Origin of the sequence: Acinetobacter piscicola (genome assembly GCF_002233755.1) — a bacterium.
Taxonomy (GTDB): Bacteria; Pseudomonadota; Gammaproteobacteria; order Pseudomonadales; family Moraxellaceae; genus Acinetobacter; species Acinetobacter piscicola.
This window is the reverse complement of the sequence record NZ_KZ268704.1, coordinates 1-14638: the sequence shown is the minus strand read 5'-3', so window position 1 is coordinate 14638 and position 14638 is coordinate 1. Positions and strand designations below refer to the sequence as shown.

Annotated in this window: 13 protein-coding genes; 10 read left to right on the top strand and 3 right to left on the bottom strand. The window is 36.1% G+C overall.

Translation table 11 applies throughout. The features are described from left to right. Nucleotides 1-107: 107 nt before the first annotated feature. Together CDA10_RS00065 and CDA10_RS00060 are read left to right on the top strand one after the other, a co-directional pair. A complete protein-coding gene (locus CDA10_RS00065) occupies nt 108-1622 on the top strand; it encodes a flavin-containing monooxygenase (RefSeq protein ID WP_089603499.1) in 1515 nt (504 codons plus the stop codon). Between the two features lie 73 nt (nt 1623-1695). After that, nucleotides 1696-2532, top strand: coding sequence for an SDR family oxidoreductase (locus tag CDA10_RS00060; RefSeq protein WP_089603498.1), 837 nt, complete (start codon nt 1696-1698; stop codon nt 2530-2532). A 185-nt stretch (nt 2533-2717) separates the two neighbouring features. Here the strand turns inward: CDA10_RS00060 and CDA10_RS00055 are convergent, their stop codons facing one another. Then, nucleotides 2718-3341, bottom strand: a complete 624-nt coding sequence (locus CDA10_RS00055) for a LysE family translocator (protein WP_089603497.1) — start codon at nt 3339-3341, stop codon at nt 2718-2720. Between the two features lie 328 nt (nt 3342-3669). On the opposite strand from CDA10_RS00055, the gene CDA10_RS00050 reads away from it, so the two are divergent. Beyond that, complete coding sequence (locus tag CDA10_RS00050; RefSeq protein WP_089603496.1) at nt 3670-4497, top strand: SDR family oxidoreductase; 828 nt, start codon at nt 3670-3672, stop codon at nt 4495-4497. A gap of 149 nt (nt 4498-4646) precedes the next feature. Next, nucleotides 4647-5585, top strand: coding sequence for a LysR family transcriptional regulator (locus CDA10_RS00045; protein WP_089603495.1), 939 nt, complete (start codon nt 4647-4649; stop codon nt 5583-5585). Nucleotides 5586-6057: 472 nt separating this feature from the next. Here CDA10_RS00045 and CDA10_RS00040 read toward each other — a convergent pair whose 3' ends face one another. Both CDA10_RS00040 and cysS read right to left on the bottom strand, forming a co-directional pair. Beyond that, on the bottom strand, nt 6058-6675 hold the full coding sequence (locus CDA10_RS00040) for a TetR/AcrR family transcriptional regulator (protein WP_089603494.1): 618 nt from the start codon (nt 6673-6675) through the stop codon (nt 6058-6060). 345 nt (nt 6676-7020) lie between these two features. Continuing rightward, nucleotides 7021-8442: a cysteine--tRNA ligase gene (cysS, locus tag CDA10_RS00035; RefSeq protein ID WP_089603493.1), complete on the bottom strand. Its 1422-nt coding sequence runs from the start codon at nt 8440-8442 to the stop codon at nt 7021-7023. 210 nt (nt 8443-8652) lie between these two features. Here cysS and CDA10_RS00030 point away from each other — a divergent pair, with 210 nt between their 5' ends. The 6 genes from CDA10_RS00030 to CDA10_RS00005 all read left to right on the top strand — a co-directional run. After that, nucleotides 8653-9630, top strand: a complete 978-nt coding sequence (locus CDA10_RS00030; RefSeq protein WP_089603492.1) for a KpsF/GutQ family sugar-phosphate isomerase — start codon at nt 8653-8655, stop codon at nt 9628-9630. 3 nt (nt 9631-9633) lie between these two features. Continuing rightward, entirely contained in the window at nt 9634-10173 is a 540-nt protein-coding gene (locus CDA10_RS00025; protein WP_089603491.1) for a KdsC family phosphatase, read from the top strand. 39 nt (nt 10174-10212) lie between these two features. Beyond that, the gene (lptC, locus tag CDA10_RS00020; RefSeq protein ID WP_089603490.1) at nt 10213-10758 is read left to right on the top strand and encodes an LPS export ABC transporter periplasmic protein LptC; all 546 of its coding nucleotides are present in this window, start codon (nt 10213-10215) and stop codon (nt 10756-10758) included. Continuing rightward, nucleotides 10745-11311, top strand: a complete 567-nt coding sequence (gene lptA, locus CDA10_RS00015) for a lipopolysaccharide transport periplasmic protein LptA (RefSeq protein WP_089603489.1) — start codon at nt 10745-10747, stop codon at nt 11309-11311. Before lptC ends, lptA begins: the two co-directional genes overlap by 14 nt. Beyond that, the gene (gene lptB, locus CDA10_RS00010) at nt 11311-12054 is read left to right on the top strand and encodes an LPS export ABC transporter ATP-binding protein (RefSeq protein WP_089603488.1); all 744 of its coding nucleotides are present in this window, start codon (nt 11311-11313) and stop codon (nt 12052-12054) included. Before lptA ends, lptB begins: the two co-directional genes overlap by 1 nt. Before the next feature lie 652 nt (nt 12055-12706). Beyond that, nucleotides 12707-14638: SwmB domain-containing protein (locus CDA10_RS00005; protein ID WP_089603487.1), on the top strand; the 1932-nt coding region annotated here is incomplete at its 3' end.

Here is a 14638-nt window from a genome sequence, read left to right as displayed (position 1 = left end):
AAACAAAATTGACCAAAAATAATTAAAATTACCAAATAATGGAAATTGACAAGCCATTCCGTTTTTGACATTGTATTCCTATCGTTCACATTCTATGCGATTTTAAAATGAAACAACACAAAAATAACAGCAAAGCACAAGATTTTTATAAAGTCATCATCGTTGGTGGTGGTTTTGCAGGACTTGGTGCTGCCATCAAACTTAAAGAAGCGGGGATTGAAGATTTTATTCTTTTAGAAAAAGCTTCAGAAATGGGCGGGGTGTGGCGTGAAAATACCTATCCTGGTTGCGCATGTGATGTTCCATCTGCTTTATATTCTTATTCTTTTGAACAAAATCCTGCATGGTCACGCGTATTTGCGCAACAAAAAGAAATTAAACAATATTTATTTGATGTCGTAGATAAATACAAAATCATGCCGCATGTACGTTTAAATCATGAAGCTGTGGATGCAAAGTGGTCAGATGTGGAGCAATGTTGGATTATTCAAACAACACAAGGTGAATTGAGATCACAATTTACAATTCTTGCATGTGGGCCAATGCATGAACCTGTATTGCCTAATGTAAAAGGTATTGAAAGTTTTAAAGGTGAAATTTTTCATTCTTCGCAGTGGCGACATGATATTGATTTAACTGGAAAACGTGTTGCTGTGATTGGTACTGGAGCTTCGGCAATCCAATTTGTTCCGCAAATTCAACCGCAAGTTAAACAACTCAGCATTTTTCAACGTACTGCTCAATGGATTTTACCCAAGTCAGATATACCTTTATTTGCACCTGTGCGTACGTTGTTTAAATTTCTACCACTGACTCAGCACATCATGCGTGGTTCAGTTTACGGTATTTTTGAGACCATTAATGGTGGAATTCAGAGTCCAGCAGCGATGAAACAATTCCAAAAAATAGCACAATGGCATTTAAATACGCATATTAAAGATCCTATTTTACGCAGTAAATTAACCCCTGATTTTATTATTGGATGTAAGCGTATTCTTCAATCCAATAATTGGTATCCAGCCTTAGCACAAACCAATGTAGATGTGATCGCCAGTGGCTTAGCGGAAATTCAAGACAATACTTTAATTGCGAGCAATGGTGAGTGTTGTGAAGTCGATATTATTATCCTTGGGACAGGTTTTGAAATCGCTGAACCACCGATTGCCAATCGAGTTTATAACCGTTTTGGTCAAAAAATGTCTGATGTTTGGCAAGGTAGCCCAGAAGGTTATATGGGGACAATGGTTGAGAATTGTCCGAATGGCTTTTTGATGTTTGGCCCTAATGTCGCAGTAAGTTCTTCCGCTTTTATTATTATTGAAGCACAGCTTGATTACATTATGGATGCACTAAAACAGGCTGAACAGTTGGGGATTAAAACCATTGAGCCTAATCCAGAGATTACGCGAAAATTTAATGAAAAGGTTCAATCTGCTTTACAGTCAACTGTATGGAATAAAGGAGGATGCCAGAGTTACTTTATCGACAGAAATGGTCGTAATAGCACAGCATGGCCTTGGACAACATTTAAATTAAAAGAAAAAATGAAGAGATTTAATTTAGATGAATATTTGATTGACCATAAACCGAAAATTAAAACAGCTGAAAAAGTTGAAGTATAAATATTCAGTACTGTTGATCGTTTGAAAGATTCGTAACGCTTTTATTCGAAAATGAGATAAAAAAGGAAAGGAAATGTTTAAAAAACAAAAACTAAAAGGCAAGGTTGTTGCAATTACAGGTGCTGCACGTGGGATAGGACTGGCGACTGCGGAAGCTTTAATTGCGCAAGGTGCAAAAGTCAGTATTGGTGATATTGACTTAGTGCTTGCTGAAAAAGAAGCGGAGCGAATTGGTGCAAAAGCCTTTAAGGTCGATGTTCGTGATCGTGAGTCATTTGCTGTATTTATTCAAAATACAGTTCAGCATTTTGGTAGTTTATATGCTTTGGTCAATAATGCAGGTATTATGCCGATGGGAGCATTTTTAGATGAAGATCCCGCATTGGCAGATGCGCAAATTGACATTAATTTCCGTGGTGTGGTGATCGGAATGCAATTGGCATTACCTGAATTGTTAAAAAATAATACAGGTCATATTGTCAATATAGCATCATTGGCAGGGCGGTTTGCTTTACCAGGTTCAGCGATTTATTCAGGAACAAAATTTGCAGTAGTTGGATTAACTGAAGCTGTTGCAGGTGAATTTCGAGATAGTGGTATTGAGTTCACAGCCATTATGCCAAGTAAAGTATTAACTGAATTAACAGCAGGAACTGAGAACGCAGCGAAAGTGATTCCGAGTGTGACACCTCAACAAGTGGCGAATGCAGTGGTTAGCACTTTAATTAAACCGAGGTTATTTATCGCAGTGCCTGATTATTTACAATCTGTGTATAGTGTTTATGGCATGATGCCACAATGGATGCGTAAAGGTGCGCGTCAAGTGTTGGGTGATGATGGCATATTAACCAAATTAGATCACTCGATGCATTCAGGTTATGCAAATCGGATTAATAAGTTGGCAAAGTAATTGCATAGTTAAAGTCGATGTTGCGATGTCATATTGATACTTAAGTGATTGCTTTGGATTTTAGACATCGTCCAAAGGTCACGGATTATCATGCAACCAAATGAATAATCGTTATACCCAGTTTATGTGACCCAAAATAAATACTCCATTTTGGGTCATTTTTTATAATAAAATTTCTGCTCGGCTCATTTTCGAGCACTCAATAATATTTGAGTGGCTAAGCCGAAGAATATAGTTCCCATAAACCATTTTTGTAGTTTTAACCATAAAGCGTGACGATTTAAGTACTGTGTAAATGAGCTGGCAGTAATAATAAAGAATGAATTCACCAGCAAACTAATGATGATTTGTACAATACCTAAAGTGAGGGTTTGTAATAAAACTGCATTTGAATCTGGTTTTATAAATTGAGGAAGTAATGCCAAATACATCATGGCAATTTTAGGGTTGAGTAAATTGGTTAAAAACCCCATAAGAAATAATTTTGTATTTGAATACGATTGAACATTGGCAAGTTCAAATGGCGAGTGCGGTGAGCGAATTGCTTTCCATGCCAAATAGATTAGGTAGATTGCACCTGCAATTTTTAATGCTTCATAAGCCAATGGAATGGTCATTAACAGTGCTGTGATCCCAAAAGCAGCACACAACATATAAAACAAGAAACCCAGCGCTGTTCCACCCAAGGATACGAACCCTGCTTTTTTACCTTGGCAAAGTGATCTTGAAATGAGGTAAATCATATTGGGCCCAGGGGTGAGCGCCATACCTAATGAGATCAAAGCGAAAGCCAATAAATGAGAACTCATATCAGGTCATCTTAAGCAGTTCATTGCTGAATATTTTAATCCTAAGGCTGAGAACATTCTAGTAGGTAGAAGTGGTTTGGATTTAGAAAAAACCTTGTGAATATGTTGGAATGTTACAGGTGAAATATCTTAAAGTTATGGGTTAAATTATATTATTTGTACGGGATTGTATTTTAAATAGCCTTTAAAAAATGATTGATCAATCAGTGATTTAATTTTTGTACTTATGAGTATATAAATTAATAGTTCTTGCACTATCTTAAGTAATTTAACTTGCTGTAAATTAGTGCGTTGTGAATAAACTAAATAAAAAGCATTGAGGGAACATATGTCATTAGCAGGTAAAACACTGTTTATCACAGGTGCAAGCCGTGGGATTGGTCGAGAAATTGCACTGAAAGCAGCGCAGGATGGTGCAAACATTGTCATTGCAGCCAAATCTACTGAAGAGCATCCAAAATTGGGTGGTTCGATTTTTACTGTTGCTCAAGAGGTTGAAGCGGCCGGTGGTAAAGCCTTGGCAATTCAATTGGATGTTCGAGACCAACATGCAGTCGCTCAAGCAATGCAACAAGCTGCTGAACATTTTGGTGGAATTGATATTTTAATCAATAATGCTGGTGCAATTAAGCTTTCAGGTGTTGAAATGCTTGATCCGAATCGTTTTGATTTGATGTATCAAATTAATACTCGTGCAGTCATGGTCTGTAGCCAAGCCGTATTGCCGTATTTAAAGAAAAGTGAAAATCCTCATATTTTAAACTTATCTCCACCGTTGAATTTGGATGAGAAATGGTTTGCTAGCTATGCACCGTATACCATTACCAAGTATGGCATGAGTATGCTGACGATTGGTATGAGTCAGGAATTTGCAAACTATGGGGTGAGTGTCAATTCTTTATGGCCAAGAACGATTATTGCGACTGCTGCGATTGAGTTTTCATTGGGTGGAAAGCAATTGTTTAGCCGAGCACGTAAACCAAATATCATGGCAGATGCGGCTTATCAAATTCTCATTAGTCAAAAGCGTTCAATTACAGGTCGCTTAATGATTGATGAAGATATTCTCAAAGAGGCGGGTGTAACCGATTTTTCAGAATACCGTTATGCCGATACTGATGATGAATTGATGGTCGATTTATTTGTAAACGGATAGTGAATTTATCTGCAAAATACAGCCTTAATGTGCCAATTTTAAACAATGTTGATTTGATTGTTTAAAATCGGTACATTAAAACATTGGAAAAAAAAATAAAAAAGGTCAAGATATAATATCAATTAGACAAATGAGTGAGATATTATTTCGTGTTTGAGTTAGATTGTAAGTTGCTCAGTATTTTTTACTATATTTATAAGTTTAAAAGTGTTTCTGCTGCTGCGGATCATTTGGCTATGAGTCAACCTACGGTTAGTAATATTCTCACAAAAATACGTATGCATTATAACAATCCATTGTTTTTACGGATTGGTAATGAAATGGTGCCGACCGAATTGTCTAAACAACTCTATCCATTGGTCAGTGAGGCGTTAAGTAAAGTCGAAATTATCAATAATTTTAGTGTAGATTTTGATGAGTCTGCATCGCAGCAACAATTTACTGTAGCAATGACCGATGTTTCGCATTTGGTACTTTTACCTAAAATTTCTCAATATTTAAAACAACATGCACCACATGTGAAATTGAACGTAAGAGCGATCACTTCTGAAACCAGTTATCAAATGGCCAATGGTGAAATTGATTTAGCGATTGGTTTTTTACCGCATTTGGAAAATGGTTTTTATCAACAAAAATTGTTTGAACAGTTTTATGTGGTGATTGCATCCAAAGACCATCCAAGACTCAGTAATGACAGTATCACTGTTGAGCAATATTTAAGTGAATCACATATTGATATTGATGCAGGTATAGGGCATTACCACATTGCCAATGAATTATTAAATTTGGATTTAAAACGTAATATTCTTATGCGTATTCCAAGTTATTTAGGTGTGGGTCTGGTGGTACAAGACACTGACTCTATTGCCACGGTGCCTTATTATTTGAGTGAAGTTTTATTATCGAGAGGGAATTTGAAAATTTTACCTGCGCCAATTTCATTCTCAACCTACTCAATTAAGCAGTATTGGCATATGTCTTGTCATCATAAAACCAGTCATCAGTGGTTAAGGCATATGTGTTATGAAATCTTTAGTCAGGTCAATTCAATGCCGTTGCCGAGCCAATTATTGCGCCCTAATCAATAAAAAACGATGCTTAGGATCTTCATATCAAGGTGTATTTATAACGTCAGTTCGGGATAAACTTTGATGTAAGTTATTGAAAAGATAGATCAGGCACAGCGGAGTCTTACCGTTTAAAGCCAAATGCAAGGATTAACCCACTTCGTCTTGCACTTCGCTTGAAATATATTTCAATCTTGTTCAGGTTCGACCTGAGAGGTACTACCTCGCAAGGCTTTCGGGATGAGTGGCACTGCCACGCAAGGGCAAAACCATTTGTCAGTCGCCAACTCGACAGATACTATCAAGTACCTAATATATCGCAAAAACAGTATATTACAGATGTAGTCCTGCCTCGAACAATGCGACTGACGTTTCCGCGTATCATATAGTTGGGAATAGCCTTATCCCGAACTCAGGTTATTTATAGCAATAATTGGCAAAGCGTAAATAGATTTGGTGGGTATTGTTTTTCACAATATTTCGCCTAATTTACTTAATCCAATTGTTCGTTATCAGTGAGTTTATCAGGCGTCATTAATGCCTGATTTACATAGAGTTTAATCAGACGTTCACGTGAACCAATTGATTTTTGGTAATAGGTTGAATTGAGTAAGAGTGATGCGCCGTAAGTGACTGTCCAAATATAAGATAAATAATCACGAATCGACATGATACTATTCAGTGATTTTAAATGTGCACCAAACAAATCTTTAAGTTCCAAAATACGTTCTTCACGAATTTGGTAAAGTTCTTCGAACAAATCATTCAATTTTCTTTCGTTATTGGTCAGACGTTCTTCAATCACATGCAATAAAATGGTTCGATTTGAATTGAGCATGTTGTAAAGCATATATTGCGATACATAAGTTTGAATATCTTTTTGATAAGATTTTGAAATATCTAGTAATCTTTTCTCATTTTGAATAATGAGTTCTAAATAAAGCTGATTTTTGCTTTTAAAATGTTTGTAAATTGTGCCTTTGGCAATATCCAGTTCTTCAGCAAGTTCACTGAGGGTAATATCTTGAGTATTATCGAGTAGAAGTGTTTCTGCCATGGCTAAAATTTTCTCTTTACGGAGTAGAAAATTTTGTTGGCGTACTGTGCTCATGTAATCCGTTCCCAAAACATCAATAAAGAACCAGCGTTGAGTATATCAGTTATTCAAGCATTCAAAAATAGCTTGGTAAAATAAGATGATATAAAGCCAACAGAAGCCATTGTTATGCTGTTTTTTTGCTAAATTTAAATCTCAGAGTGATCTTTTTGATCACTTAAAAGTTAGAAATGTGTATTTAATTTACAATATGGATTATTTGAGTGTAGCTCACTTTAATTTTTAAATTAAAAAAGTGCAGTTTTAAATCCACCCAAATATTGATGAAGTATATTGAGTATTCAGAAAATAGGCGAGATAGAGTGTATTAGAATTTAATACACTCTATTCAAGTAAAGATTAATCAGCACGACGCCAAACAGTTCCTTGACGAGTATCTTCTAGAACAACACCTTGATCGAGTAAAGATTGGCGAATTGCATCTGCATTGGCAAAATCTTTATTTTTCTTGGCATCTACACGTTGTTGAATTAAATCTTCAATTTCAGTTTCAGATAAACCAAGCTGCTCTTGACCAATATCTGACTTTAAAAATTCATCTACATCATACTGAACTAAAGCTAAAATATCGGTTAAATGGCGTAATGTAGAATAGAAAATCGTCGCTTGAGCTTCGTTTTCTTCTTTTACAGCACGATTCAATTCTTTAATGATTTCAAACAAGATCGCAATTGCTTCTGCTGTATTGAAATCATCACTCATTGCTGCATTGAAACGTTCAACAAAGTTTGTGTCTAAAGTTGCGACAGTTTTATTGCCGTAGATTTGTTGATAAGCTTTGAATGCATGATAAAAACGTGAAAGTGTAGCTTTTGCTTCTTTGAGGGCAAAATCTGAAAAATTCACAGGACTACGATAGTGTGAAGATACAATAAAATAGCGAATCACTTCAGGGTGGAATTTTTCCATCACATCACGAATAGTGAAGAAGTTGCCTAATGATTTAGACATTTTTTCACCATCGACATTAATGAAACCAACATGCATCCAGTAGTTTACATATTGTTCATCTGTAGAAGCTTCAGACTGTGCAATTTCATTTTCATGATGGGGGAACATTAAATCTGAGCCACCGCCATGAATATCGAAATGATTGCCTAGGCAGCAAGTTGACATTGCAGAGCATTCAATGTGCCAACCCGGACGACCATTGCCCCAAGGTGAAGCCCATGAAGGCTCATTTTCTTTGGCATGTTTCCAAAGTACAAAGTCAAATGGATGTTTTTTCTCAACTTCGACATCAACACGTTCCGATGCACCTGCTTGCATGTCTTCAAGTTTGCGACCTGAAAGACGACCGTATTTTGCAAATTTTTCAACTTCAAAATACACATCACCATTTTGAGATGGATAAGCCGTACCTTTATTGACAAGATTACCAATCATATTTTGCATTTGATCGATGTAATTTGTTGCACGAGGTGCTTCATCAGGTTCTAAGCAACCCAAACGAGCAGCATCATCATTCATGGCAATAATAAAACGTTCTGTTAAAGCTGAGATGCTTTCGCCATTTTCATTGGCACGTGCAATAATCTTATCGTCAATATCTGTGATATTTCGAACGTATTTAACATTCCAACCTTGGCTACGTAGAAAACGAGTAATGTAGTCAAATGCAACCATAACCCGAGCATGCCCGATGTGACAGTAGTCATACACTGTCATACCGCACACATACATGTCGATATGTCCTTCTTTACGGGGAACAAATTCAACTTTTTTACGTTGCTCAGAGTTGTAAAGAACAAATGGTTGCATAGGTCGTCTAAATGCTTAAATAAAAAGATAGTTAATCTTAACCTAAGCTCCATATTTCATAAAGATTTATGCATTATTTTTCTAACAAAGTGAAAATTATATATTTAGGAAAGCAGCCTATTGTATTGCTATGCTAAAATATGAAAAATATTCCAGTCGATATTCGAACTCTTTTAGAGTTAAGGTCAGTTCATTTTGAATCTTGAAAATATGCAGAAACGAGTTGATTTTCAAAAGGTAGCACTTGAAACCTTACGCATTGAAGAACAAGCCTTAGAGATCTTGGCGACACAAATTGATGATCGCTTTTCACGTGCTTGCGAAATTATTTTGCAATGTAAAGGTCGTTTAGTGATCACTGGTATGGGGAAATCAGGGCATATCGGTCGTAAAATGGCTGCCACATTTGCCTCCACAGGCACACCTTCATTCTTTATGCATCCCGGTGAAGCAGGGCATGGAGATTTGGGCATGTTGGTCGAAGGCGATGTATTGATCGCAATTTCAAACTCTGGAAAGAGTGATGAAATAATGATGCTAATGCCACTCATCAAACATTTGGCTGTACCTTTAATTACCATTAGTGGTGATGATAAAGGCCCAATGCCACAAAATGCTGATGTTGCATTAACCTTAGGAAATATTAAAGAAGCATGTCCTTTAGGTTTAGCACCGACTTCGAGCACGACTGCGACTTTGGTTTTGGGTGATGCACTTGCTGTTGCATTACTGGATGCTCGTGGTTTTACTGCTGATGATTTTGCGATGTCGCATCCTGCAGGCGCTTTAGGTAAACGTTTGTTATTGCATGTAAAACATTTGATGCATACGGGCAATGATTTACCGAAAGTTTTACCCAACACGCCAATGAATAAAGTATTGTATGAAATTTCAAATAAGCGTTTAGGTTTAACGACAGTTGTTGATGAAAATGACACTTTATTGGGTATTTTCACGGATGGTGATTTACGTCGTTTAATTGATAAGCAACAAGGTTTTGATGTCAATTTACCTGTTTCAGAGGTGATGATTCAAAATCCATCGACAGTTTCTAAAGAAATTCGTGCCGTAGAAGCTTTAGAGAAAATGAATGAAAAGAAAATTAATCAATTTATTGTCGTCGATGAGCGCAATAAAGTGATAGGTGTAATAAGTATGCATGACCTGATTCAAGCTGGAGTAAATTAATCGATGGCTTCTTATGTTTTGTTAGAACAAGCGCGTCATGTCGAAGCATTAGTTTTAGATGTAGATGGTATTCTCAGCGATGGTTTTGTCACACTTACAAACTCAGGTGATGAAATTAAATCTTTTGATATTCGTGATGGACTCGGTATGAAACTGGTTCAACAAGCGGGTATTAAAGTGATCATTATCACTGGGCGAAAAAGTAATATCGTTGAAAAACGCATGTCTGATTTAGGTGTAGATCTTGTGTTCCAAGGTCGTGAAGACAAAGGTGTTGCACTGAAAGAAGCCTGTGCTCAATTCAATTTACAGCCTGAAGATTGCTTATATATGGGTGATGATTGGCCAGATCTTTCTGCATTTGCGATCGCAGGTATGAAAGTGACTGTGCCAAATGGTCATGTCGAGGTTCGCCGCCGTGCTGATTTAGTAACGCAAGCGATGGGTGGTCGTGGTGCAGTACGTGAGGTTTGCGATATGTTACTGATGTCCAAAGGCGTTTACCAAGAACTACTTGAAAAATATACAGCTATACCGCATTAATAGCATAAATTCAGATTAATCGAATGTTGAATATCATTTATGGATACTAAGGTTTTATATGTTACTGCAGTTGTCATCGCGGCAATCAGTGGTGGCTATTATTATTACAGCGGAAAAGGTAAGAAGCTGGATGCAAATTCTGCACAAAGCATGACCTATTCTGCTGAAGGTATCCAATTGGTTCAAACCGATGAGAAGGGTAATTTGTACGTTCGTGCTCAAGTAGATCATTTAGAACAAGATTTACGGCAGAAGACATCAATACTTAAAAATTTAAATGCCTCTATGTTTCACCAAAATCAAGTTGATTCAACTTTTTTTGCGAAAGAAGCACGAGGGTTTAATGATAATGAAAAAGTTGTTTTGACAGGGCAAGTTGAGGCAACAAAAATTAGTGAACAAGGAAAAATGGTGTTTCTAACGAATGAATTGACGGGTTATCCGAAAGTACGTAAGTTTGAAACAACTCACCAAGTGACTGTTAATACACCTGATGCTGAATTTATAAGCCAAGGTTTAAAAGCTGATTTAAATGAAGGTCAATATGAATTCGCTCATATTCGAGGAAAGTATGTACCAAATTAAACCATTTTTACTAACTCAATCTTTCCTGAAGCAAGCGATTGGTACAGTGAGCTTAATGTGTTTGACTGCATCTGTTTTTGCTTTGCCAAGTGATCGTAGTCAAGCGATTTCATTGGTTGCAGATAAAGCGACATATAGTGAGCGTAGTGGAGTTACAACTTACTCAGGAAATGTGATTATTGAACAAGGCACAATGAAACTCCAAGCAGCTTCGTTGGTGGCACAACTTAATAAAAATAAACAAATTAGTACCATTACTGCTTCGGGTTCTCCTGCAAAATTCCAGCAACAGTTGGAGAGTAACCGCGGTATTGCTCGAGGTGAGGCGCAGAAAATCATTTATAACGCTGAAACGGGTATTATTAATTTAGTTGGAAATGCATATCTCTATCAAGATGGTGCAAGCATACGCAGTAGTACACTTAAGTACAGTATGAATAAAGGTGATATCGAAGCTTCAGGCGCGTCTGATTCAACAGGTAGCTCAAAAGGTCGTGTACAAATTATCATTCCGCCTAGTACGACAAAAACATTTCCTGGAGCGCGTGATTAATGCAAGTACAGGATCAGACTCAAACATTAACCATCAAACACCTCGCTAAAGTGTATAACAAGCGTTGGGTTGTAAAAGACGTTTCTTTTCAAATGCAAAGTGGTCAAATTGTGGGTTTACTTGGGCCAAATGGTGCGGGTAAAACGACAAGTTTCTATATGGTTGTTGGTTTGGTTCGAATGGATAAGGGTGTCATTCATTTAGATAATGAAGATATTTCTGATCTTGCGATGCATCAACGAGCAAGAAAGGGTATTGGTTATTTACCTCAAGAAGCATCTATTTTTAGAAAACTAAGCATTGCCGATAATATTATGGCGATCCTTGAAACGCGTAAAGATTTAAATAAACAGCAGCGTCAACAGCGTTTAAAAGAGTTATTAGAAGATTTTAAAATCACACATATCAAAGATTCTTTGGGCATGAGTGTTTCGGGGGGCGAACGTCGTCGCGCAGAAATTGCACGTGCTTTAGCTGCCGATCCTAAATTTATGTTATTGGATGAGCCTTTTGCAGGAGTCGATCCAATTTCGGTGGGTGATATTAAAGATATTATTCGCCAGTTAAAAGATCGCGGTATTGGTGTTTTAATCACAGATCATAATGTAAGAGAGACGTTGGCAATTTGTGAGCATGCCTATATTGTGAGTGAAGGTGCTGTTATTGCAGAAGGTACGCCTGAAGAGGTACTTGCAGATGAAACAGTTCGCGAAGTATATTTAGGTGATGATTTTACAGTTTAAGTAAGAAGCTTAATTAATAAAATTACTTATTGATTATGATCAAAGGTGAAGCTAATGGCTTCACCTTTTTGCTATCTATTTTGGTACTTTAAGTCTTTCATTTAGAAAATATTTAAATATTTATAAGCTATTTTTTAAGCAGTCATTATTTATTATTAGTAATAGACTTTTACCTTTAGAATAATTAATTTATTTACAAATATTTACATATCTATTTAAAACAAGAATGCTGTTACATCATTAAGCTTTAATAATACCCATAAAAAAACAATGGAAATAAAAATACACTTGTATATAATTTATTTTAAAATATTGAGACTTAAGTAAAAAATATAGTTAAGTTAATGTTTAAAAATAAAAATTAGCAATAACTAGAATGTTCTGATAGATAAAAAATAGATTTAGTAATCCAAACTAAATAAAGATCATTTAAATAATAAATATAAATGGATTTTAATTAAAATAAAAATAAAGATTAGATAACTGCATCACTGAAAAATGAAAAATAAGATTATTTTAATTTAAGTATGAATTCTTAAGTATTCCTTGTTTCTTATTATTTTATTTTTGTTAGTAATATTATGTACTTGTATGGCTTACTGGATTTACTTATCTTTTTTAATGGGTAGATATAATAAATTTAGGTAATAATATGACAACTAAGCCAGTTTATGAAAAGGGAATTGTTCAATCCATTACTTTAGATAAGGAAAATATAAGTCATCGTATTTATAAGGCTAATTTAGATAAAGCTGATATTGCCAAAATAAATAAAATTGGTAATAGCTTAGAAATTGAATTGAATACGGGAGAAAAAGTTATTATTGATGATTTCTTTTTAGGTGAAACACCTAAGGAGTTGGTACTAGAAACAGAAAATGGGCAATATTTCTCTGTAAAATTGCAGGAATTTGATGACACAGGCCTTGTGACTAAGGTGGATTATTTAGGTATTGATAATTTTCAAGATTATTTATCAGATGGTCAATCTACTGTAGCACCTACATGGGCATGGGTTGCTACTGCTCTGAGTATTATTGGGATTGCAGCAAGTTCAGGTAGTAGCAGTGGGCATCATCCAAAGAATGAAAATAACAATGAAAATAACGTAGATAAAACTGGGCCAATAATAACGCATGAGATTTTAGATAATAGTCACATTAAAATCGGCTCTGATGAAGCGAGTCAAATTATTATTACGGATACTAGTGGTAAAATCATTGGCACAGGACAAATAAATCAAGCAGGTAATGTTGATATTACCTTAACAAGACCTTTGCAAGATAATGAAACTATTACAATCACTGCAACGGATCATTCAGGAAATAAAACAACGGAGTCTATTAACGTTGGAGATGTGACTGATCCACAAGTAGAAGTCAATATTGTCGATAATAATACTATTCAGGTCAGTTCCGATGAGATTGGCAGTAAAGTAGAAATTAAAGATGAATCAGGTAAGACCATTGGTGAGGGTATTGTTGATTCAAATGGTCAAGTGACTATTGAGATTGATGAAGTATTGAGTGACGGTGATACTATTATTGTCTCTGTTACTGATAGTGCTGGAAATAATACAACGGAAGAAATTGTTGTTGGAGATGTCACCGCACCCATTATTTCAGCAGATATTAAAGATGCTGATACTGTAGAAATTACCTCGAATGAAGTTGGAACTGTAGAAATTACAGATGCAAATGGCAATATTATCGGTCATGGAATTGCTACAGGTAATAATACTGTTGACAGTATTCAACTTGATCGCTCACTGGCTGACGGTGAAACAATTATTGTCACCGTTAAGGATGGTTCAGAAAATCCTAATCAAATAGAAGTCACAGCAGGTGATGTGACTGCACCAAACTTTGTAAGTGCAATAGTAGATGAGACTGGTACAACGTTAACTCTAAACTACAATGAAAGCCTAGACAGTACGCATTTACCGACAATCGAGAATTTTACAGTAACGGTTGGAGACGTTGTCGTTAGTATTGTGGATATTAGTATTCGTGGGCAAGACGTCATTCTGACACTCAGTGAAGCAGTTACAGCTGGGCAAAATGTTCAAGTTTCTTATACAGACCCGAGTGCAAGCAATGCACGAAATGATAGCTTTACGATTCAAAATATCTCGAATAGTAATGATCTTAATGCCATTCAAGACATCGCAGGAAACGATGCTACAGACTTAAGTTCAATCATTGTTAATAATAATTCTACAGTTCCAACGACATCAACTGCTGACAATACTGCACCACAGCTACAAAGTGTAGAAGTGAACCCCGTCGGACAATTGGTATTCCACTACAACGAAGCTTTGGATGGTGTGAATCTACCAAGTGCAACTAGTTTTAGTATCAATATCAATGGGCAGCTTGTTAGCCCAAATACAATTACGATCTCAGGCAACGATGTCTTCCTCAGCTTTGTCCCAGCAATTGGAATAGGACAAAGTGTCAGTTATAGCTACACCGATCCAAGTCCAAATAACGATACATCAGTAATTCAAGATACAGCAGGCAATGATGCAAATAGTATCCCATTAACCACTTTAGCGGGAGGTGATAACCACTCGAACGTTGAT

Bases quoted from the DNA above. Each gene is read 5' to 3' on its own strand.
- CDA10_RS00065 (WP_089603499.1), top strand. From the start codon at position 108: ATGAAACAACACAAAAATAACAGCAAAGCACAAGATTTTTATAAAGTC.
- CDA10_RS00060 (WP_089603498.1), top strand. From the start codon at position 1,696: ATGTTTAAAAAACAAAAACTAAAAGGCAAGGTTGTTGCAATTACAGGT.
- CDA10_RS00055 (WP_089603497.1), bottom strand. From the start codon at position 3,341: ATGAGTTCTCATTTATTGGCTTTCGCTTTGATCTCATTAGGTATGGCG.
- CDA10_RS00050 (WP_089603496.1), top strand. From the start codon at position 3,670: ATGTCATTAGCAGGTAAAACACTGTTTATCACAGGTGCAAGCCGTGGG.
- CDA10_RS00040 (WP_089603494.1), bottom strand. From the start codon at position 6,675: ATGAGCACAGTACGCCAACAAAATTTTCTACTCCGTAAAGAGAAAATT.
- cysS (WP_089603493.1), bottom strand. From the start codon at position 8,442: ATGCAACCATTTGTTCTTTACAACTCTGAGCAACGTAAAAAAGTTGAA.
- CDA10_RS00030 (WP_089603492.1), top strand. From the start codon at position 8,653: ATGCAGAAACGAGTTGATTTTCAAAAGGTAGCACTTGAAACCTTACGC.
- CDA10_RS00025 (WP_089603491.1), top strand. From the start codon at position 9,634: ATGGCTTCTTATGTTTTGTTAGAACAAGCGCGTCATGTCGAAGCATTA.
- lptC (WP_089603490.1), top strand. From the start codon at position 10,213: ATGGATACTAAGGTTTTATATGTTACTGCAGTTGTCATCGCGGCAATC.
- lptA (WP_089603489.1), top strand. From the start codon at position 10,745: ATGTACCAAATTAAACCATTTTTACTAACTCAATCTTTCCTGAAGCAA.
- lptB (WP_089603488.1), top strand. From the start codon at position 11,311: ATGCAAGTACAGGATCAGACTCAAACATTAACCATCAAACACCTCGCT.